Annotated in this window: 20 protein-coding genes and 1 pseudogene; 15 read left to right on the top strand and 6 right to left on the bottom strand. The window is 69.3% G+C overall.

Annotation, left to right across the window (positions count from 1 at the left end; all coding sequences use genetic code 11):
* From BCY76_RS18255 to BCY76_RS14235, 8 genes are all read left to right on the top strand, one after another.
* Positions 1–242, top strand: a 242-nt coding sequence (locus BCY76_RS18255) for a hypothetical protein (protein WP_170922708.1), incomplete at its 5' end; no start/stop codon positions are given.
* Between the two features lie 83 nt (positions 243–325).
* On the top strand, positions 326–922 hold the full coding sequence (gene recR, locus BCY76_RS14260) for a recombination mediator RecR (RefSeq protein WP_070159174.1): 597 nt from the start codon (positions 326–328) through the stop codon (positions 920–922).
* A 314-nt stretch (positions 923–1,236) separates the two neighbouring features.
* Positions 1,237–1,983 (top strand): transporter substrate-binding domain-containing protein, encoded by a 747-nt coding sequence (locus BCY76_RS14255; RefSeq protein ID WP_170922707.1) that lies wholly within the window; start codon positions 1,237–1,239, stop codon positions 1,981–1,983.
* Between the two features lie 301 nt (positions 1,984–2,284).
* Positions 2,285–2,785 carry an ABC transporter permease subunit gene (locus tag BCY76_RS19615; RefSeq protein WP_237090177.1) on the top strand — a complete coding sequence of 167 codons (501 nt, stop codon included), beginning with the start codon at positions 2,285–2,287 and terminating at the stop codon, positions 2,783–2,785.
* Positions 2,713–3,033: a hypothetical protein gene (locus BCY76_RS19610; RefSeq protein WP_237090178.1), complete on the top strand. Its 321-nt coding sequence runs from the start codon at positions 2,713–2,715 to the stop codon at positions 3,031–3,033. The genes BCY76_RS19615 and BCY76_RS19610 overlap by 73 nt, the downstream gene beginning before the upstream one ends.
* The gene (ehuD, locus tag BCY76_RS14245; protein ID WP_083277744.1) at positions 3,030–3,752 is read left to right on the top strand and encodes an ectoine/hydroxyectoine ABC transporter permease subunit EhuD; all 723 of its coding nucleotides are present in this window, start codon (positions 3,030–3,032) and stop codon (positions 3,750–3,752) included. The genes BCY76_RS19610 and ehuD overlap by 4 nt, the downstream gene beginning before the upstream one ends.
* Positions 3,736–4,563, top strand: coding sequence for an ectoine/hydroxyectoine ABC transporter ATP-binding protein EhuA (ehuA, locus tag BCY76_RS14240; protein ID WP_070162044.1), 828 nt, complete (start codon positions 3,736–3,738; stop codon positions 4,561–4,563). The genes ehuD and ehuA overlap by 17 nt, the downstream gene beginning before the upstream one ends.
* 208 nt (positions 4,564–4,771) lie before the next feature.
* Entirely contained in the window at positions 4,772–6,055 is a 1,284-nt protein-coding gene (locus tag BCY76_RS14235; RefSeq protein ID WP_070162046.1) for an aspartate kinase, read from the top strand.
* A 118-nt stretch (positions 6,056–6,173) separates the two neighbouring features.
* Here the strand turns inward: BCY76_RS14235 and BCY76_RS14230 are convergent, their stop codons facing one another.
* The gene (locus BCY76_RS14230; RefSeq protein ID WP_139827821.1) at positions 6,174–6,692 is read right to left on the bottom strand and encodes a GNAT family N-acetyltransferase; all 519 of its coding nucleotides are present in this window, start codon (positions 6,690–6,692) and stop codon (positions 6,174–6,176) included.
* 347 nt (positions 6,693–7,039) lie between these two features.
* On the opposite strand from BCY76_RS14230, the gene BCY76_RS14225 reads away from it, so the two are divergent.
* Positions 7,040–8,014, top strand: coding sequence for a 3-methyladenine DNA glycosylase (locus tag BCY76_RS14225; protein WP_237090176.1), 975 nt, complete (start codon positions 7,040–7,042; stop codon positions 8,012–8,014).
* Between the two features lie 124 nt (positions 8,015–8,138).
* Entirely contained in the window at positions 8,139–9,161 is a 1,023-nt protein-coding gene (locus BCY76_RS14220) for an NADP-dependent oxidoreductase (RefSeq protein ID WP_070162051.1), read from the top strand.
* A 97-nt stretch (positions 9,162–9,258) separates the two neighbouring features.
* Here BCY76_RS14220 and BCY76_RS14215 read toward each other — a convergent pair whose 3' ends face one another.
* The 3 genes from BCY76_RS14215 to BCY76_RS14205 all read right to left on the bottom strand — a co-directional run bounded on the left by BCY76_RS14215 (position 9,259) and on the right by BCY76_RS14205 (position 13,185).
* Positions 9,259–9,918, bottom strand: a complete 660-nt coding sequence (locus BCY76_RS14215) for an NADPH-dependent F420 reductase (RefSeq protein WP_070162053.1) — start codon at positions 9,916–9,918, stop codon at positions 9,259–9,261.
* Between the two features lie 127 nt (positions 9,919–10,045).
* Positions 10,046–10,828, bottom strand: a complete 783-nt coding sequence (locus BCY76_RS14210) for an SDR family oxidoreductase (RefSeq protein WP_083277745.1) — start codon at positions 10,826–10,828, stop codon at positions 10,046–10,048.
* A gap of 80 nt (positions 10,829–10,908) precedes the next feature.
* A complete protein-coding gene (locus BCY76_RS14205; protein ID WP_201791146.1) occupies positions 10,909–13,185 on the bottom strand; it encodes a glycoside hydrolase family 9 protein in 2,277 nt (758 codons plus the stop codon).
* Positions 13,186–13,729: 544 nt separating this feature from the next.
* Between BCY76_RS14205 and purS the strand changes: the two genes are divergently transcribed.
* From purS to purL, 3 genes and pseudogenes are all read left to right on the top strand, one after another.
* Positions 13,730–13,981, top strand: coding sequence for a phosphoribosylformylglycinamidine synthase subunit PurS (gene purS, locus BCY76_RS14200; protein WP_070162059.1), 252 nt, complete (start codon positions 13,730–13,732; stop codon positions 13,979–13,981).
* 2 nt (positions 13,982–13,983) lie between these two features.
* On the top strand, positions 13,984–14,775 hold the full coding sequence (gene purQ / locus BCY76_RS14195; protein ID WP_085437837.1) for a phosphoribosylformylglycinamidine synthase subunit PurQ: 792 nt from the start codon (positions 13,984–13,986) through the stop codon (positions 14,773–14,775).
* Between the two features lie 89 nt (positions 14,776–14,864).
* Positions 14,865–17,173 (top strand): annotated as a pseudogene (gene purL / locus BCY76_RS14190) (phosphoribosylformylglycinamidine synthase subunit PurL).
* A gap of 97 nt (positions 17,174–17,270) precedes the next feature.
* On the opposite strand, the gene BCY76_RS14185 reads toward purL, so the two are convergent.
* Together BCY76_RS14185 and BCY76_RS14180 are read right to left on the bottom strand one after the other, a co-directional pair.
* Positions 17,271–18,194, bottom strand: a complete 924-nt coding sequence (locus BCY76_RS14185; protein WP_070162061.1) for a universal stress protein — start codon at positions 18,192–18,194, stop codon at positions 17,271–17,273.
* Between the two features lie 144 nt (positions 18,195–18,338).
* Positions 18,339–19,187, bottom strand: coding sequence for an aldo/keto reductase (locus BCY76_RS14180; RefSeq protein WP_070162063.1), 849 nt, complete (start codon positions 19,185–19,187; stop codon positions 18,339–18,341).
* A 225-nt stretch (positions 19,188–19,412) separates the two neighbouring features.
* Between BCY76_RS14180 and BCY76_RS14175 the strand changes: the two genes are divergently transcribed.
* Positions 19,413–20,087, top strand: coding sequence for a biotin transporter BioY (locus BCY76_RS14175; protein WP_085437836.1), 675 nt, complete (start codon positions 19,413–19,415; stop codon positions 20,085–20,087).
* Positions 20,084–21,091, top strand: a complete 1,008-nt coding sequence (locus BCY76_RS14170; protein WP_085437835.1) for an AMP-binding protein — start codon at positions 20,084–20,086, stop codon at positions 21,089–21,091. The genes BCY76_RS14175 and BCY76_RS14170 overlap by 4 nt, the downstream gene beginning before the upstream one ends.
* The last annotated feature ends 29 nt before the right edge of the window (positions 21,092–21,120 follow it).

Raw genomic sequence — 21,120 nt, 5'->3', positions numbered from 1 at the left:
CTCCTCCGCCGCCCGACCCCCTGTACGACCAGGGCCCTCCCCCAGGTGCGGCCCCCGGAGCGGGAGCCGGCCCCCGCAGCGAGGCTGGGCCCGGAGCCGCTCCGGCCCCGGAGATCGAGGACATCCCCAGCGACGACGACATCACCGTGGAGGAGTCCACGGTGTTCGGCCGCAAGGCGATCGAACGCATCCTCGACGGCACCCTGCTCGAGGAGCGTCGGCTGGGCGAGGGCCCCCAGTAGACTGACGCTCATCCGGCCATCTGCGCGTTCCGCCGTCATCGTGCCGCCCGTCCCGTCCCCGTTGAGAAAGGCGCGTCCTGACCGTGTATGAGGGTGCAGTCCAAGACCTGATCGACGAGCTCGGCAGGCTCCCCGGCATCGGGCCCAAGTCAGCCCAGCGCGTGGCCTTCCACATCCTGGAGGCCGACACCGAGGACATGCGTCGGCTCGCGGAGGCGATCGTCTCCGTGAAGGAGAAGGTGAAGTTCTGCCAGATCTGCTTCAACGTCTCCGAGCAGGAGACCTGCCGCATCTGCCAGGACGATCGACGGGACCGCTCCATCATCTGTGTGGTGGAGGAGTCCAAGGACGTCATGGCCATCGAACGGACCCGTTCCTTCCGCGGGCTCTACCATGTGCTCGGCGGCTCCATCAATCCGATCGCCGGCATCGGGCCGGAGCAGCTGCACATCCGCGAGCTGCTGAACCGTCTCTCCGACGACACGGTCCAGGAGGTCATCGTGGCCACGGATCCGAACTTGGAGGGCGAGGCCACTGCCACCTATCTGGTGCGCATGCTGGGCTCACTGGGCATCTCCCTCACCCGGCTGGCCTCGGGCCTGCCGGTCGGGGGCGACCTCGAGTACGCCGACGAGGTCACCCTCGGACGTGCCTTCGAGGGACGCCGCAGCCTCTCCTGACCCCGCCCTGGCGCCCTTGCGGCGAGAACGTTATCCAAGCGTGATGTTTCATTCCGACGAAGACATCACACCTGCTTTCCAGAGGCCATAGGGTCCTGCGCACACCCCCGCCGTCGCGGGAGTCCGTCGACCTGGCACCCATATCGTGATTCTTTTCCTCGGGGCATTCCCCGGGGGCTGGACGGGCGTCACAACTAATCAATCCGGGCAGAAAACAGTTTCCAAATCCTTTAGATGTCACTAGCGTGAGAACGAGTGCGCAGCGCGTGCTCACTCGCATCGACGACGGACACCACAGGATGAGGTACTCACGCATGGCCACCACAACTTCCCTGGCAGTGAAGGCCGGCGCGCTCAGCGCCGCCGCGCTGCTCGCCCTGACCGCCTGCGGCAACGGCGATGACACCGACGACACCACCGGTGACGGCAACGGCGAGGCCGCCGGCGAGGCGCTGACCATCGCGCTGTTCGGCGAAGAGCCCTACTCGTGGATCGATGAGGCGACCGGCGAGCCCACCGGCGCCACCATCGCCGTGGCGGAGGAGATCTTCGGCGAGCGCATGGGCTATGACATCACCATCGAGGAGGAGCCCGAGTGGGGCAACCTCATCCCGGGCCTGAGCGCCGGACACTGGGACGTGGTCTCCGCGGGCATGTCCATCAACGCGGAGCGCTGCGCCGAGGCGGCCTTCGGTGAGCCGGAGCTGGTCTACACCACCGCCCTGCTGGTGGAGGAGGGCAACCCGCACGACGTCCACAACTTCGAGGACCTGGCCGACGCCGACCTTGACGTCATCGCGCTGAGCGGCGCCGTGGAGTCCGGCTACATGGATGAGGTCGGCGTCGATCACGACACCGTGGACTCCGCCGATGACGGCATCGACTTCGTCCAGGGCGGCCGCGCCGACGTCTTCGCCCTGACGGCCATCTCCCTGGAGACCATGGCGGGCGACCAGGACGGCGTGGAGGTCACCGACTCCTTCGCCCACGAGCTCTCCGTGGCGCCCACGCCTTCCGTCCCGACGACGAGGAGCTGCTCGAGGAGTTCAACGAGCACCTGAGCGACCTCAAGGAGTCCGGCGAGTACCTCGACCTGGTGAGCGAGTTCGGCTTCACCGAGGATGAGATGCCCCCGAGCGACCTGACCGCCCAGCAGCTCTGCGACGAAGACCCTGCCGAGCTGACCGAGCAGTACCTCGAGGACTGAGCCGCTCCGTCCGCTGATCTCTGCGCGTTCCACCCGGAACCGGCCGCAGAGTGTGTCACCGCAGAGCTCTGAGAGGGGCCGATGAACTTCTGGGAAGACTGGCCAGGCTATTTCGAGGTCGTGGTCAACTGGTCCGACCGCCTGCTGGCGGGCCTGTGGACACGGTGCAGCTGGCGCTCTACGGTGGGCTGCTGGCGTTCGCCGTCGCCGTCGTGCTGGGCCTGGCGGCCGGCAGCCCGAACCTCTGGCTGCGGATCCCTGCGCGGGTGATCATCGAGTTCTTCCGCGGCATCTCCCTGGTGGTCCTGCTGTTCCTGCTGCTGTACGTGCTGCCGCAGATCTGGATGCGCAACCCGGACCTGCCGTTCGAAGGACTGATCCGCAACACGTTCCTGCTGGGCGTGCTCGCCCTGGGCATCAACTACGGCGCCTATGGAGCCGAGGCCGTCCGGGCGTCCCTGACCACCGTGCCCAAGGGCCAGTGGGAGGCGACGACGGCCCTGTCGATGTCCTGGTCGCACAAGATGCGCCGCATCATCTTCCCCCAGGCGTGGGCGCTGATGCTCCCCTCACTGGCGAACCTGTGGATCCACCTGCTCAAGGGCAGCGCGATCGCTACATCATCCCCTTCGTCAACGATTTCACTGCCGAGCTGAACAACCTGCGTCGTCCCACAGACATCTGGTTCTCCCATGCGTTCATCGGCCTGGTGGTCTATTTCATCCTGGCCCTGATCCTCACTCTGTTCATGCAGGCTCTCGAGGCACGCGCCAAGCACAAGCTCGGCCGCGGCCCCTCCTTGAAGGAGATCCTCTCTCCCAAGCCGCCCACGACAGTCCCGGAGTCCGTGGGCGCAGGTGCTGAGCCCACCGCCGAGAAGTCCGCTGCAGGAGGTGCCCGATGATCCAGCATGTGCTGCGCGCCGCCGACATCGAGGACCCCACTCTGGTCGACGAGGAGGAGGTCCGGGAGAGCCCGTTCTGGGATTGGGAGTTCGCCTTCCACGCCCTGCCGGACATGCTCATGGCCTTCCTGAAGGTCACCCTGGTGGTGACGGTGGTCGGCACCCTCATCGCCGCGGTGCTGGGCCTGGTGATCGCCATTCTGATGCGGGTGCTGCCGCGCCCCCTGGCCTGGGTCGTGAAGTGGATGGCCAACTTCATCCGGATGACCCCGCTGGTGGTCCAGCTGATCTTCATGTTCTGGACCTTCATGTGGCTGGACGGGATGACCATCGGCATCATCGTCTTCGGCGTCCACTACGCCACCTACATGTCGGAGGTGTACCGGGCGGGGATCGAATCCGTCCCCAAGGGTCAGTGGGAGGCGACGACGGCGCTGTCGATGTCCGCGGCACGGACCTGGCGGCGCGTGGTCATCCCTCAGGCGCTGCGCTCCACCGTGCCCTCCCTGGGCAACTATGCGATCTCCATGTTCAAGGACACCCCGTTCCTGATCGTCATCTCGGTGGCGGAGATGGTGACCGTCGCCGGGCAGATCGGCGCCCCCACGTTCCGCTACACCGAGGTCTTCGTGCTGGCAGGCCTGATCTTCCTGGCCGCCAGCTACCCCACTGCCCTTCTGATCAGTCGATTGGAGAAGCGTCTTGCCTACGCCCACTGACCCCTCCCCCGCCGGGGCCACGACGGTCTCCGAGGCCACCACACCGGTCATCGAGTTCCGTGATGTGGAGAAGCGCTTCGGCTCCAATGTGGTGCTCAAGGACCTGAACTTCACGGTCGAGCGCGGGGAGCGGGTGACCCTGATCGGCCCGTCCGGCTCCGGGAAGACCACCATCCTGCGCCTGGTGATGACTCTGGAGGAGCTCACCGACGGCTACATCTTCATCGACGGCGAGCCGCTCACCCATGAGCAGCGCGCGGGACGCCGGGTGCCGGTGTCCAAGAAGCGGCAGAAGCAGCTGCGCACCCGCATCGGCATGGTGTTCCAGCAGTTCAACCTGTTCCCCAACATGACGGTGCTGGAGAACATCATCGAGGCACCCATCCACGTGCTGGGCCGCCCCAAGGCGGAGGCGATCGCCAAGGCCCACGACCTGCTGGAGCAGGTGGGGCTCTCCGACAAGGCCGACGCCCATCCGACGTCACTCTCCGGGGGCCAGCAGCAGCGGGTGGCGATCGCCCGCGCCCTGGCCATGGACCCGGAGATCCTCCTGCTGGACGAGGTCACCTCCGCCCTCGACCCGGAGGTCGTCGGCGAGGTGCTCAACATCCTGCGCCGGGTCGCCGAAACCACCAATGTGACCATGCTGATCGTCACGCACGAGATGGGCTTCGCCCGGGACGTGTCGCACAAGGTCATGATGTTCGACGGCGGACACGTGGTGGAGTCCGGCCCGCCGGAGAAGATCTTCACCGACCCGGATCACGAGCGCACCCAGGCCTTCCTGGGCGCCGTGCTGGGCGACAACTGAATCACACGCAAGCTTCTGTCCGGTCTCGTTCCGGGCCTTCGGGCCCGAGGCAGACACTGGTGGCAGACGCTGTCGGACCCCCTGGTCCGGCAGATACGCCATCCACAGTGTGAGACCGGGCACTGAGCTGTGCCCCGTCGCGGAGCACGCTCATAGAATTGTCCGAAGTCCGCGATGAAACCCTGCACGGGAGTGAGACAACAACCCCATGAGCTTGATCGTCCAGAAATACGGCGGGTCATCCGTGGCCGATGCCGAGAGCATCAAACGCGTGGCCCGGAAGATCGTCGAGACCAAACGCGCCGGCCACCAGGTCGTCGTCGTGGTCTCCGCGATGGGTGACACCACCGACGAGCTGCTCGACCTGGCGGCCGACATCACCGAGGCGCCGCCCTCGCGGGAGATGGACATTCTGCTGTCCTCCGGCGAACGCATGTCCATGGCCCTGCTGGCCATGGCCATCCACCAGCTGGGCGAGTCCGCCCAGTCATTCACCGGCTCCCAGGCCGGGATGATCACCGACGCGATCCACGGCAAGGCCCGCATCATCGAGGTCAACCCGCAGCGCGTCCAGGAGTCCCTCGACGCCGGCCATGTCGGCATCGTCGCGGGCTTCCAGGGCATGAGCCGGGAGTCGAAGGACATCACCACGATGGGCCGCGGCGGCTCGGACACCACGGCCGTGGCCCTGGCCGCCGCACTGAAGGCGGACGTCTGCGAGATCTACACCGACGTCGACGGCGTGTTCACCGCCGACCCGCGCGTGGTCAAGACCGCCCGGAAGATCGATCAGATCTCCAGCGAGGACATGTTGGAGATGGCCGCCGCCGGCTCCAAGGTGCTGCACCTGCGCAGCGTGGAGTATGCCCGCCGCTTCGGCGTGAAGCTGCACGTGCGGTCCTCATTCAGCCAGCTCGAAGGAACCTGGGTCATCCCCGACCCCTCTGACGCCATCGCCCTCCAGGAAGGTGAACCCTTGGAACAGCCCATCATCTCCGGTGTCGCCCATGACAGCTCTGAGGCCAAGTTGACCATCACCGGGGTGCCCGACGTCCCCGGCAAGGCCGCTGAGATCTTCAACCTGATCGCCGAGGCCGGCACCAACATCGACATGATCGTCCAGAACGTCTCCGACGAGACCAAGACGACGAACATCTCCTTCACCCTGCCCGCCGCGGACGGGCAGAAGTCCACCGAGACCCTCACCGCGCACCAGGAGTCCATCGGCTTCGAGCAGCTGGACTACGTGCCGCAGGTCGGCAAGGTCTCCCTGATCGGCGGGGGCATGCGCCACCACCCGGGCGTCTCGGCGAAGTTCTTCACCGCGCTGCGCGACGCCGGCATCAACATCGGACTCATCTCCACCTCCGAGATCCGCGTCTCGGTGATCACCGACATCGAGGACCTCGACAAGGCCGTGCAGGCGATCCACACCGCCTTCGGCCTCGACGCCGAGGAGGAGGCCACGGTCTACGCCGGCACCGGCCGCTGAGACCTCGTTCCCTCGACTCATCCGTCGGCTCCGCGGTGTGGGCCCTTTTCAGCGCTGACAGCGCGTCATAAGGGCCCACACCGCGGACTACGTCGTGCTGGGCGCGGGGGGCGCAGGGTCAGGCCAGTGCCTGCGCGACCTGTTCCCGGCTGAGCTCCCGGTCCGAGTAGATCAGCCGCACGGCCTCGGGGGCCGGATTCCCGGCGTCAGGACCACGGTGCCTCAAGAGCAGGCCAACCTTCTCCGCCACTCGGGCAGAGGCGCGATTGTGCTCCAGGAGGTAGGCGATCACGGGAAGATCTGAGCGCGCCGCTCGGGCCGCCGAGGTCCCGGCGCGGGCCACCCGGGTGGCATAGCCTCGCCCCTGCGCCTCAGCGGCGAACCGGTACCCGAGATTCCAGCAGAATCCGCCGCGGACAGCGCAGCCGCCGTGGCCGAGCATGGCTCCTGACTGAGGGTCACGGACAATCCACGGCCCCAGCCCGTGCTCCTGCCACGAGCGCCGCCAGACACGGATCAGCTCGGCGGTCTGGGACTCGTCGGTGTGGCGGGCGTTCGGAAAGTGCGTCCAGACCCGGGGGTCGGAATAGATGGCGTGGAGCTCGATCAGGTCATCCAGGTCCGGAGGTGCCAGCATCAGGTCAGTGGCAGCAGTCTCGCCTGGAGCCGCCGGCGGAGGTTCAGTGCACATACGGGCACCTTATGATGAGGCCCATCCGTCGACGCGGAACTGAGCCCAGTGCGGCTTGTCGGCCCCCCGGCGTTCCTGCCCTCGGAAACACTCAGGCGGCAGGTGCTCCCCTGCTCGGGGCGCTCCTGCCGCCTGGGCGTTCGGTGCGAGATACAGAGCCGATTCTAGCCGAGGATCCAGCCGGACGTCAGCATCTGCACGGCTTCGGCCCGGTGTCTGGACACCGCCCGAACGCCCGGCCGTGGGCCGCGCCCCCAGGTGCTCAGCGGGACCGGGTATTCTGACACGCGCCCATGAGCACTTCATCCGCCTCCGCCCACGTCTGCGCCACCACGTCCGGGGCTCCCCGCCCGGAGGGTCTTCGCCCCCTGCCTGCTGAGGACCATCACGCACGGGCCCAGGAGCACCAGCGACGTGTCGCCGAGTACACGCAGGGCTTCCTCCAGCGGCGGCATGCCGGACAGAAGCACCCCGTGGAGGACTTCCTGTTCACGTACTACTCCCACTCTCCCGGGCAGCTCTCCCGCTGGCATCCGGGGGCCGGCACGGTGTTGGAAGGCGCTGGCGGCTCCGAGCAGGCGGGGTGGAAGTTCTACACCACCGTCGACGACGGCACCGCGGCCGGCGGGGCGACGGTCGACGTCGTGCGGTTCCGCCACGCACGGGAGTCCATGATCGGCTTCGCCCGCCGGCTGCTGAGCGCGACGGCGGCACGGCCCGCCCAACTGGGCTGCTTCGGTCTGCACGAGTGGGCGATGGTCTACCGGTCGGTGCAGCACGGGCAGCGTCATGATCAGGTGCCGCTGCGCCTGGGGTCCGACGGCACCGATGAGGTGGTGGAGTCCCTGAACATCCGGTGCACCCACTTCGACGCCTTCCGGTTCTACACCCCGTCGGCCCGTCCCCTGAACGCACTGACCCCCACCCGGGAGACCCAGGTGGAGCTGGAGCAGCCGGGCTGCCTGCACGCCAACATGGACCTCTACAAATGGGCGTACAAGCTCATCCCCGCGGTCAGCAGCGATCTGCTGCTGGACTGCTTCGACCTCGCCTGGAGGATCCGTGAGCTGGACATGCGTGCCTCCCCCTATGACCTCGCAGACTGGGGCTATCAGCCCGTGCGCATCGAGACCCCGCAGGGACGTGCCGACTACGCCCGGGCGCAGAAGGGCTTCGCCGAGGAGGCCCAGGTACTGCGCGGCCGGATCCTGGGAGCCCTGGACGAGGTGGACGCCCTGGCTGACGCGCGGGCCCGACGCCCTGACTGACGCGCCGCCGTCGCGGGATCCCTGCCCGCCGCGGTGAGCCGAACGTCTCAGCACAGAGGAGGAATACCGGGCCGCCACCCAGCGCTGAAGCGCATCAGGTGCACCCGTTCGGAAAGGACCACCGATGCCAGACTCCCGCGCTGTCACCAGCACTCAGATCCAGCTGATCCGCCGCCCCTCCGGCCGCCCGACCCCTGAGGACTTCCGCACGGTCCGCCTCGAGCTGCCGCCGCTGGCCGAGGGCCAGGTGCGGGTGGCCAACGAATTCATCTCCGTGGACCCCTACATGCGCGGCCGGATGAACGACGTGAAGAGCTACGTCCCGCCCTTCGCCCTGAACGAGACCATGACCGGCGGCGCCGTCGGACGCGTGGTGGCCTCCCGATCGGAGTCCCTGCCCGTGGGCACCGCCGTGCTGCATCAGCTGGGGTGGCGCGACATCACCCAGGACGACGCCGAAGCGTTCCGCCCCGTGCAGGAGATCCCGGGGGCGCCGCTGTCCCTCCACGTGGGGATTCTTGGCATGACAGGGTTGACCGCCTATGTGGGACTGACCGCCATCGCCGAGCTGCGCGAGGGGGACACAGTGTTCATCTCCGGCGCGGCAGGAGCCGTGGGCACTGCAGCCGGGCAGATCGCCCGCCTGCTCGGCGCCTCCCGAGTGATCGGCTCCGCCGGCTCTGAGGAGAAGGTGGCGCTGCTGCAGGACAAGTACGGCTATGACGCCGCGTTCGACTACAAGGACGCCCCGGTCCGCGAGCAGCTCCCCCGGCACGCGCCCGACGGGGTGGACGTCTTCTTCGACAACGTCGGCGGCGACCACCTGCAGGCCGCTCTCGATGTGATGAACGACGGCGGCCGCCTGGCCCTGTGCGGGGCGATCTCCCGCTACAACGCCGAGCGACCCGCCCCGGGGCCGGACAACCTGGCGAACATGATCACCCGGGGCCTGCGCATGCAGGGCTTCACCCTGGGCGGCCACCTCCACCACGCCTCGGCGTTCCAGGAGCGGATGGCCGAATGGTTCCCCGCCGGTGAGATCGCCTACGACGAGACGGTCGTCGACGGCATCGAGAACGCGGTGGACGCGTTCCTGGGCATGATGGACGGCGCCAACATCGGCAAGATGGTGGTGCGCACCGCCTGACGGCGAACCAGAGGACCCCCGACGAGATTCGGCCCCGGGACGCGGATCCCGGGGCCGAACGGCGTCCTGCCGTGGGCGGAGCTTGCAGGCATCCGGCTCAGGCGTCGGCGAAGACCCGCTCACACTCCTGGGCCAGCAGGGCACGCATCTGCTCGGCGGTGTGCCGCCCGGCGAAGATCTCGGTGCCGTTCTCGAAGGCCCGGCCCGCGGCGAGCGGACCGGCGTCGACGGCGTCATAGCCGAGGCTGTCGATGAACCCGGCCACCAGCTCCTTGGCGTCGGCGTCGTCCGAGGCCATGCCCAGGGCTCGGCGGTTCGGCGCCCCCGCCGGGTGGGAGTCGACCTCCAGGTCGCCGTAGCCGATGTGGTTCAGTGTCTTGACCAGGCGCACGTCGCCGAAGAACTCGGCGATGACCTCCGAGGTGGAGCGGCTGCCGTCGAACTCGTCCATCAGCCCGTCCACCGGCGCCCAGTAGTTCATGGTGTCGATGACCACGTGGTCCTGCAGCACGGAGGTGTCGATGCTGCGGTACTTGTGCAGCGGCACCGCCACGATGAGCAGATCGGACCCGCGCAGCTGCTGGCGGTCCACAGCGACTGCGCCGGGCACGATGACCTCGGTGAGCAGCCGGATGTCCTCGGCGGGCCGGCCGGTGGCGATCTTCACCGTGTGGCCGGCGCGCACGGCCTGGCGCGCGACGGCGGTGCCCACACGGCCGGCGCCGAGGACTCCGATGGTCAGCGGCTGAGCGGTCATCTGCTGCTCCTGGGGGTCGAGAAGGATCGGGGTGGAAAGTACTTCCGATTTGAAAGAACGGCGCGGCGAGGGGATTTGTTCCCACCGAGCACCGGTCCCGAGATCCGGGACCCGCCCCGACGACACGTCAGACTGCCGACTGCTCCGCCAGCCATTGCTCGAACGTCGTACTCGCGACGACGTCGGGCGCGGCCGGGATGAGGCTGCCGTCGCCGAGCGATGTCAGGCCCACCGGCAGGCGCATGACTCGGCCCACCTGCTGGGCGCGCAGATTGTACTGGGCCGCGGCCCGCGCCATGTCCATCTCCTCGGGGCCACAGACCTCCAGGGTCGACTCCGGCGCTCTGCTCAGCGCCTGGTCTGCCACCACATCGGCGGCCTCGGCGGCGGCCAGGGGACGGGTGACCACGGCCGGAACCACGGCGAGCGGACCCAGCCGGATCTGGTCGAGGAAAGTGGACAGCAGCTCGAACCACTGGGTCGTGCGCACGATCGAGACTCGGCGGGCCGACGACGGCGCACTTCGATAGACCTGCTCCTGGATGGACTTGGCCTGGTAGTAGCCCAGCCAGCGGTTCACCCGCGGCTCCCAGCAGTTCACGATGGACACGCACACGATCCGCGGGAGCTCGCCGCGCCGACTAGTCTCGTCACCCAGCGCGGCGACCACGTTCTCCGCCGCGGTCCGGAAGAACCGCACCGCCGGACCGGAGGTCAGAGACGGCCGATTCAGACAGTCGACGACGACGTCCACGCCGGCCAGTGCCGTCCGCAGCGCCGAGACGTCCAGCACGTCGACCCCGTGCGCCCGACTGATCGGCACGACCTCCTGGTCAGCCTCCTCCAGCCGGGACCGCACCAGGCTCCCCATGACTCCCCCGGCCCCCAGGACGGCGATCCGCTGTGACACTCCGGGCTCCTCCGATTGAGAATGGTGCTCCTCCCACTCTGACGCATCCCTCCTTGTCACAGCGAGCTTCCCCGGCCTGCTCAGCTCACCGCACAGGGGACGCCGTCGAGTTCCACCGCGTGGGGAGCCTGCACCTCTCCGACGGCGAGGAACCCGATCCTGGTGCTGGTCCGCCCCTTTCCGGGATGGCTGCGCGGATCCTCCAGGGCGCGCGCACCTGGCTCAGCGTTCACGCGCACCGTGCCGCCCTCGTGGAGAAGCTCGCCGCCCTGGTGCCGGCGGACCTCCATGTCCCCTGCCACATCCCAGGTGAGCTCCCAGTCGGCCACCTCACCGATCCCGAGGTTCTCCAGGTCCACGTGGACCGTGGACTGCTGCCCGCCGCCGCGGATGCTGAACTCCACCTGGCAGGCCGCCGCCGGGGCGCTCCACTCAGGCGTTCCGACCCCCATGTCAGCCGCCCAGGAGGCATACCAGGCCAGGGCCGCGTTCCAGTTGATGGTGGTCTCATTGGTGGACCAGGACTCGATGTGGTCGATGTAGCAGGCCTGAGGTGCGCAGCCCGGCAGATGCTCCTGCGCGACAGGGTCCTGGATGCCGGAGTTCGGCCCGCCGGCGAGCTTGCCGTCCGGGAAGGGCGGCAGCCGGTCCGACGAGGCGTACCACCGGCTGTGCATGTTCTGCGAGTAGTGCGTGCCGTAGCCGGTCACATAGGAGGTGTTGATCGCATTGCGGCCCAGGATGTAGTCGATCGACTCCAAGGCGCCGTCGGCGTAGGCCTGGTCTCCGGTGAGGTCGTAGGCGGTGGCGATGATCACCGTGTTGTTGATGACCTGATGGGTGGACCCCCAGTCGTAGTCGCCGGGGTTGTAGGCGTGGCCGAACGGCTCGCCCTGCTGGGTGGCCAGAAAGGAGTCCGCCCCCTCGAGCACTGAGTCGATGACCTCGGCGCGGCCGGGCAGGTGGTTGGGCACGGTGGCCAGGTCCAGCCGGCCTGCTGCGGCGGTGAAGCCCCAGTCGAAGCTGGTGGCGCCCCAGATCTCGCCGTGCTCCCCACCGACGTGGTACGGCGAGTCCAGCACCGCATCGGCGTAGACGTCGTCGCCGGTGGTGAGGAACAGCTGGGCGGCGGCCCAGTAGAACTCGTCGCCCAGCTCGTCGTCGTCATAGGGACCCCCGCCGGGGTTGGGGTCGAGCTCATTGGTGTTCGGAGCCAGGATCTCCGGGTGCTCCCCGGCGGCCCGCCAGGCACGCTCCGCGGCGGCCACGAGGTCGGCGGCGAAGTCGGCGTCGTACTCCTCGTAGAGCCGGGCCCCTTGGGCGGCCGCAGCGGCGAGGTTGAGGGTGGCGGCGGTGGACGGGCGGTGCACGTAGCGCGGCATGGGGTCCTCATGCGGCAAAGTGTCCAGGCCCGTCCAGGCGATGTCGTGGAGCTTGTGGTGGACCAGTCCGCCGGCGTCGAGGTCCTCGCCGTCGATGGTCATCCGCACCCCGTCCTCCACCTGCATGGAGAGCATCCACTCGAGGTTCCAGCGGACCTCGTCGAGGATGTCCGGCACACCGTTGTCCCGCTCAGGGATCACCAGGGTGGAGTCACCCAGCGCACCCTGGTCCACGACGCCGGCATGCAGGCTGCGCTCATAGGCGGACAGCAGCTGGTAGACGGAGATCCCAGAGTTGACCACGTATTTGCCCTGGTCACCGGCGTCGTACCACCCGCCGGAGGCATCGATCATGTAGTCCTCGGGGCAGCGCCACCCCTCGGGCCCATAGTGGTCGTCTGCGCCGAGCTGCGCCTCCCCCTGGTCGTCCACCGCGCCCTCGGGCGGGAGACAGGGCACGGCCACGTCGCCCTGATTGACGTCCTCGCCGCCGAACTCTGAGACATGCCCGGCCGGCCGCTCGTAGTCGGTCTTCAGCAGCTCCCCGTCCACCTCGATGGGCGTGATCTCCTGGCCGGAGCGCTGGGTGTAGTAGATGCCCAGCGAATCCCTACGCAGGCCCTGATACAGATCCTCGGCGATCGTGAAGGGATAGGAGGCCTCGCCGTCCACCTCCAGACGCAGGCCCTCGCCGACGACGTCGACCTCGGTGAAGTCCACGGTGTGCACGTCGAGGCCAGCTGACGGATCATGCCCGCGAGGGGCGCTCTCGCCCTGTGCCAGCACTGCCCCGTCCGCATCGAGGAGCCGCCAGGACAGCGGCTCCTCGGCATCGCTGACCACGGTGGCGTTCTTGGGCCCGTCCGGCAGGTACCCCAGCTGGTTGACCCGCACCAGCGGGCCGGTGTCATGGACGCCGTCATCGCCGATGACCCCCGGCTCCACCGCGTCGACGGACGAAGCGAGAGCCTCCACCGCTTCCGACCCCGGTGGGGAGCCCGCCCCCTGCGCCGGAGCTGCGCCCGTCAGACCGGTGAGCACCAGCCCGAGGGCGGCAGATCCCGCCGTCAGGCCGCGCAGCCGCGGACTGACCTTCTGCAGTGGACGCGCCGCCGGCGTCCGGGGCGTCCCTTCGATGACGTCTGAGGGGGGGATGATGAGTCGCGAGTGACACAGTGACTCCTTTGTGAGAGCGCTTTCACGATGGACTGTCACCGAGCCTAACGCCCTGTGTGACTCATGTCACCCCTTGTGAGGGCCCGTCGGTCGGTCACGCACCGACGCGCACTGGGTCGTGCGCCACAAGGTCCGTCGGCCCACGCGGGCGCCGTCGTCGCACGGCCTGCGGCCTCGCCGCCAGCCGGTAGACTGGGGCGGCAAGCTCGCGGAGCGCCTGGATCTCCGCCGTCGCCAGCACGACGGCGGCACCGGGCGTGAGACGGCACCTGACCACTGCACCCCGGCGGGGCCCAGTGCTGTCCGCGGGCACGTTCACCCGCACACAAGCACAGGAGACCCCATGCCGCGCATCGTCGTCGAGGTCATGCCCAAGCCTGAGATCCTCGACCCGCAGGGCAAGGCCATCGCCTCAGCCCTCCCCCACCTCGGCTTCCAGGACTTCTCCGCAGTCCGCCAGGGGAAGCGCTTCGAGCTGTCCGTGGACGGCGAGGTCACCGACGAGGCCCTCGCCCAGGCCCGCAAGGCCGCCGAGGAGATGCTCTCCAACCCCGTCATCGAGGACGTCGTGGACGTGCGGGTGGAGGACGCCTGACCATGACGGAGACCCCCCTGATCGGCGAGTACAGCTCCTCGCCCGACGGCACCGCGCTGGACGGCGCCCGCATCGGCGTCGTCACCTTCCCCGGCACCCTGGATGACCGCGACGCCGCCCGCGCAGTCCGCCTCGGCGGCGGCACGGCCGTGCCGCTGTGGCACGCCGACGACACGCTGTCCGACGTGGACGCCGTCGTCATCCCCGGCGGATTCTCCTACGGCGACTATCTGCGCGCCGGGGCGATCTCCCGCTTCGCCCCGCTGATGAGCCGCATCACCGAGGCCGCCACAGCCGACTCCGGCTCCCCGCTGCCGGTGCTGGGCATCTGCAACGGGTTCCAGATCCTCACCGAGGCGCACCTGCTGCCGGGCTCGATGATCAAGAACGACCACCTGAAGTTCCGCTGCGCCGACCAGGTGCTGCGCGTGGAGAACACCTCCACCGCGTGGACGAGCCAGTTCACGCAGGACGAGCTCATCACCGTCCCGCTGAAGAACCAGGACGGCCAGTACGTGGCCGACGAGGACACTCTGACCCGGCTCGAGGGCGAAGGCCTGGTGGCCTTCCGCTACGTGGGCTCCAACCCGAACGGCTCGCGGCACGACATCGCCGGCGTCACCAACGCCCGCGGCAACGTGGTCGGCCTCATGCCGCACCCCGAGCACGCGGTGGAGGCCGGATACGGCTCCGACGACTCCACCGGCATGCGCAACGGCACGGACGGCCTGACCGTGTTCACCTCGATCATCTCGTCCCTCGCCGGCTCCCACTCAGAAGGAGGCGCCCTGTGAGCACCGAGTCCACCACTCGCACCGCCCAGGACCAGTCGCAGGACCCGTCCAACGACCAGTCCGGGCACACCCCCGCGTCCGCGTTCAACATCGACACGGTCGAACACGCCGCCGCCACCCCGGAGACCGAGCTCCCCTGGGCCGAACTGGGCCTGAAGGAGGACGAGTACTCCCGCATCCGCGAGATCCTCGGGCGGCGCCCGACGGCGGCGGAGCTGGCCATGTATTCGGTCATGTGGTCCGAGCACTGCTCCTACAAGTCCTCGAAGGTCCACCTGCGCCAGTTCGGCGACAAGGTCACCGAGGAGATGACGAAGGACCTGATGGTCGGCATCGGGGAGAACGCCGGGGTGACGAACCTCGGCGACGGCTGGGCCGTGACCTTCAAGATCGAGTCGCACAACCACCCCTCCTATGTGGAGCCCTACCAGGGTGCGGCCACCGGGATCGGCGGCATCGTCCGCGACATCATCTCCATGGGCGCCCGCCCGGTGGCGGTGATGGACCCGCTGCGCTTCGGCGACATCGACCACCCGGACACCAAGCGCGTGCTGCCGGGCGTGGTCTCCGGCATCGGCGGCTACGGGAACTCCCTGGGCCTGCCCAACATCGGCGGAGAGGTCGTCTTCGACTCCGTGTACCAGCAGAACCCGCTGGTCAACGCCCTGGCCGTGGGCGTGATGCGCCATGAGGACATCCGCCTGGCCAACGCCTCCGGCGTGGGCAACAAGGTGGTGCTCTTCGGCGCACGCACCGGCGGCGACGGGATCGGCGGCGCCTCCGTGCTGGCCTCGGAGTCCTTCGACGACACCAAGCCCTCCAAGCGGCCCGCCGTGCAGGTCGGCGACCCGTTCTCGGAGAAGGTGCTCATCGAGTGCTGCCTGGAGCTGTTCCACGCCGAGCTCGTGGAAGGCATCCAGGACCTGGGGGCGGCGGGGATCTCCTGCGCCACCAGCGAGCTGGCCTCCAACGGTGAGGGCGGCATGCATGTGGAGCTGACCGACGTGCTGCTGCGCGACCCGTCCCTGACCCCGGGCGAGATCCTGATGTCCGAGTCCCAGGAACGCATGATGGCCGTGGTCACCCCGGCCAACGCCGAGGCCTTCGAGAAGGTCATGGCCAAGTGGGGCGTGGAGTACTCCTGGCTGGGCGAGGTCACCGACACCGGTCGGCTGATCATCGAGTGGGACGGCGAGACCATCGTCGACGTGACCCGCGCACCGTGGCCCACGACGGCCCCGTCTACGAGCGCCCGTACCACCGCCCCTCCTGGCAGGACGAGCTGCAGGCCGACACCTTCCGCGCCTCCGCGCAGGGGGCGGACCTGCCCTCCTCCGGGGAGCAGCTGCGCGAGGCCGTGGTTGAGCTGATGACCAGCCCCAACATGGCCGACACCTCCTGGATCACGGACCAGTACGACCGTTTCGTGGGCGGCAACACCGCCCTCTCCCAGCCGGACGACGCCGGAGTGATCCGTGTGGACGAGACCACCGGCCTCGGCGTCGGGCTCTCCACCGACTGCAACGCCCGGTACGCCTACCTGGACCCCTACACCGGCGCACAGCTGTCCCTGGCGGAGGCCTACCGCAACGTGGCCACCTCGGGTGCGGTGCCGCAGGCCGTCTCGGACTGCCTGAACTTCGGGTCCCCGGAGGACCCGGAGATCATGTGGCAGTTCGCAGAGGCCGTGCGCGGCCTGGCTGACGGCTGCCAGGAGCTGGGCATCCCGGTCACCGGCGGCAACGTCTCCCTGTACAACCAGACGGCGGGCCGGGCCATCCACCCGACCCCCGTGGTGGGTGTGATGGGCCGCTTCGACGACGTCTCCCGCCGCACCCCCTCGGGCTTCGAGCGCTGGGCCGATGGTCAGGCGATCTACCTGCTGGGTGTGACCGGTGATGAGCTGGACGGCTCGGAGTTCGCCCGGATCCGGGGTCACCTGGGCGGTGTGCCCCCGCAGGTGGACCTGACCGCGGAGAAGACCCTGGCCGAGATCCTCATCAACGCCTCCCGAGACGGCATGATCGACGCCGCCCACGACCTCTCCGAGGGCGGTCTGGCGGCCGGACTGGCCGAGATGAGCCTGCGCTTCGGCGTCGGCGCCCGAGTGGCCGTGGACGGAATCTGCGAGCGCGACGGCGTAGACGCCTTCACCGCGCTGTTCAGCGAGTCCCAGGCTCGCGCCGTCGTCGCCCTGCCCCGCTCCGAGGAGGTGCGGTTCACGGACATGACCACGGCCCGTGGATTCGCCGCCCTGCGGATCGGCGTGGTCGACGCCCAGTCCGGCACCCTCGAGGTGGCCGGGCCGTTCGACGGCGGTTCCTTCACCCTCGGACTGGACGAGCTGCGCGAGGCCTGGAGCGCGGTGATCCCCAGCCGCTTCGGCTCGGAGATCTGAGCCTCACACCCCTGCATCGAGTGGCCGCGAATCCCGGCTTCTCCCCTCCCGACACGGCGTGTCACCGGGGAGATGCCGGGATTCGCGGCCACTCGTGTCAGCTCTGCGGGACGATCATCAGCGGTCCTTCCGCGTGGTGCATGATCGCCAAGGACGTGGACCCCAGGAGCATGCCGGTGAATCCACCATGCCCTCGGGTGCCGACGACCGTCAGCGGCGCCGACCGCGTCTCGTCCACCATGACTGCGGCCGCGGCGCCGTCGCGGACTTCGGTCTCCACAGTCACATCGGGGAACGCTGCCCTCACGGCGGCAGCATGCTCGGCCACCGTCTGGGTGAGCTGCTCGCGTGCGGCGCGCCGCTGCTCCTCGAGCGAGACCCAGGCCTCGACGTCCGGGGACACCGGCGCCAGCGCACTGATCAGCCGCACCGGGCAGCGGAGGGCTTGCGCCCAGCGAGCGGCCTCCTCGGCGGCCGCCCGGCTGTGCCCGGACTCGTCCACGCCGACGGCGAGGGCGGCTCCACCTGAGAAGTCCCGCGTGCCATCAGCATCCGGAGGGACGATGATCACCGGACAGTGGGAGCGCGAGGGCAGGCTGGCCGATGTGGATCCCAGCAGCATGCCGGTGAACCCTCCTCGTCCTCGCGTGCCGACGACGATGGCCGAGGCGTTGCTGGAGAGCTCTGCCAGGGCCTGGGGCGCAGGGCCACGCTTCACCATCCCGCGGGCGTCTGCGCGGTCCGCCGCCGCCTCGGCCAGTGCCTGGCGCAGCATGTTCTCGCCTTCATCCTGAATCCCGGCCTCATCGATGACGGGTTGCCCGTAGGAGGCCGCTTGGACTGCGTAGTTGGAGATCGGGTAGGCGAACACCGCAGTGAGGGGCAGTCCTGCGGATGCGGCCAGACTGGCTGCCGTGTGCAGCGCCGCCCTGGCATGCTCGGAGCCGTCGACTCCGACGACGATCCCGTGACGGGTCCCGATGGTGTCCTGTGACGTGGTCTCTGCTCGGTTCTCGGTCATCTCCCACTCCTCGGGTCCGGCGAAGCGGCGACCCACCCCACTGAGCCGAGCATAGGCGCGCGGAGGGCTGTCGCCCAGAGTTGCTGGGTCGCGACCGTTCACAGGTGAGCAGGTTCAGGCCGAGCAGTACCCAGGACGAGCGGATCAGAACTCCTCGTACTCCGCCGGGTCCTGCCCGGCGAGGCGGCCGTCCGGCTTCGCCAACGAGGCGATCCGGGCCATCTGCTCCTCGCTGAGCTCGATGTCGTGGACGTCCAGGTTCTCCCGCTGGCGGGCCGGGTCGGCGGACTTCGGCAGCGGGATGGTGCCCCGCATCAGGTGCCAGCGCAGGATCACCTGCACCGGGCTGCGGCCGAGCTCCTGGGCGATCTCGGTGACCACCGGCTCCTCCTGCAGCTGCGAGTTCCTCCCCACCGGGCTCCAAGCCTCGACGGCGATGCCACGTTCCGTGTTGGCGGCGATCTGGTCGTCTTGCGGGAACCACGGGTGGATCTCGATCTGGTTCACGCTCGGGGTCACCCCGGTCTCCCGATGGAGCCGGTCCAGGTGCTCGGGCAGGAAGTTGCTGACCCCGATGGAACGCAGCAGCCCGCGTTCCCGCAGATCGATCAGCGCCTGCCAGGCTTCCACGTAGACGTCCTGCTTCGGGTTCGGCCAGTGGATGAGGTAGAGGTCGAAGTGGTCGAGGCCGGCCCGGTACAGGGACTCCTCCACCGCCTGCACGGCCTTGTCATAGCGGTGGTACCGGCCCGGGAGCTTGGAGGTCACGCGCAGCTCGTCCCGGTCGATGCCGGAGGCAGTGATCCCAGCCCCCACGGCGCCTTCGTTCTCATAGTTGTAGGCGGTGTCCAGAAGCCGGTATCCGGACCGGACGGCGGCGGCGATCGACTCGGCCCCGGCCGAGCCGCGCAGATTGTAGGTCCCGAAACCGAGTTCCGGGAGCGTGGTGCCGTCGCTGAGGGTACGGGCGGGGATGTCGATCTGGTCGGTCATGGTCTCAGACTCCTCCTGACGGGCGGGGATGCAGTGTCGGCGCGAGGGCCGCCGTGCCCATCCTGCCACCCGCTCCCCTGCGGCTGTCACGCCGTCGTGACCGACTCTGCCACCTGGCCTGGAGGCGACGTCGCATCGTGTCATCTCCGTCCGCGGCGACCTGTCATGGTGCACACTGCTAGGTGTTGAACAGTGTTCAAATCGCACCGTCAGGAGACCCTCCCCATGTCCACACTGCAGCAGAGCACCCCGCCCGGATCCCCGACGTCCGGATCCCCGACACCCGGAACCCCGACGCCCGGATCCTCGACCTCGGTGGCCCGGCCGACGACCTCCTCGGTGGCCACCGCCCGCGCGCTGGCCCAGATCGCGGTCTTCGCCGGGCTGATCGCCGCCCTGGGACTGCCCGGGGCGATCCCCGTGATGGGCATGGCGGTCCCGGTCACCGCGCAGACGCTGGGCGTGATGCTCGCCGGGACGGTGCTCGGCCCGTGGCGCGGCGCCGCTGCAGTGCTCGCCTTCGAGGCCCTGGTGGCGCTGGGCCTGCCGCTGTTGGCCGGTGGTCGCGGCGGTCTGGGCGTGTTCTTCGGGCCCAGCGCCGGCTACCTGGCGGGCATGGTGGTCGGCGCCGCCATCATCGGGCTGATCGTCCACGGGGTGCGGCGCACGGGCCCGGTCCGCCCCACCTGGCTGCGCACGGCGCTGGGCTGCCTAATCGGCGGCATTCCCGTGATCTACACCTTCGGCATTCCTGTGCAGGCCTGGGTGACCGGCCTGGGCCTGGGCGAGACCGCCCTGCTCGCCACGGCGTTCCTGCCCGGGGATCTGCTGAAGGTGATCCTGGCCGTGCTGGTGACCATGACGCTGCGTCGGACCTACCCCCAGGTGTTCGCCCGATGAGCCAGGCAGGCGCGTCTCCCACGCTGCGTCCCCTGCGCGGGAGCGACCACCGGCGTGTGCTGGCTGATGCGCTGGCCGCCCGGGCGGCCGGGGAGGTGCCGCTGGTCGGCGACGAACGCTGGTCCCCGGAGCACTGGGAGACCCTGCTCCGCTCCGTGCAGCGCAGTCCCCTGCCGGCGGGGGCCGCGTGGGCCTCGTTCACCTCCGGCAGCACCGGCCGGCCCCGCGCCATCCTGCGCAGCGCCCGCTCCTGGGAGGTCTCCTTCGCAACGGTGGACGCCACCCTGGGCATCCAGGACGACGACGCCGTGCTCGTCCCCGTCCATCCCGTCTCCTCCATGGCCACCTACGCCGTCGCCCATGCGCATCACCGCGGGCTCCGCTGGTCGACGCCGGCAGGCGCCCGTCTGCGTTCGGCCGACCTGGACGGCCCCACGGTCCTTCACGGCACCCCGGTGCATCTGCACGAGACGGTCGAGCTGCTGGAGTCCGGTGGGCCGACCACGCTGCGCGCGGCCTTCATCGGTGGTGCTCGGCTCGGCCTCGGCCTCGCGGCCCGGGCCCGCGCCCTGGGGCTGCAGGTGGTCACGTACTTCGGTGCCGCGGAGCTCTCCCTGGTGGCCGTGGACGCCGGAGACGGCCTGCGTCCGGTCCCCGAGGTGGAGGTGGACGTCCGCTCCGGGACCCTGTGGGTGCGCAGCGAGCAGACCGCCCTGGCGGTGCTCGGCGAGGGCGGCTCCTTCCGACGCGACGGCTCTTGGGCCACCGTCGGTGACCGTGCCTTCGTGACCTCCGAGGGGATCCTGACCCTGCAGGGCCGGGTTGACGACGCCATCCTCACCGGCGGCGCCACGGTGGTCCCTGCCGACGTCGAGGCCTGGCTGGAGAGCCTGCCTGCGGTGCGGGCGGCCCTGGTGCTGGGCGAACCGCATCCCCGTCTCGGCCACCTGGTCACCGCCTGCGTGGAGCCCACGCAGGAGGCGGCCCTCGACGCCCGCGTCTGACCGAGGCCGCGCGGTCCGGGCTGAGCCCG

Origin of the sequence: Nesterenkonia sp. PF2B19, from assembly GCF_001758425.2 — a bacterium.
Taxonomy (GTDB): domain Bacteria; phylum Actinomycetota; class Actinomycetes; order Actinomycetales; family Micrococcaceae; genus Nesterenkonia; species Nesterenkonia aethiopica.
Note: the sequence above shows the minus strand (reverse complement) of the source record. Positions and strands in the feature narration are given on the sequence as shown.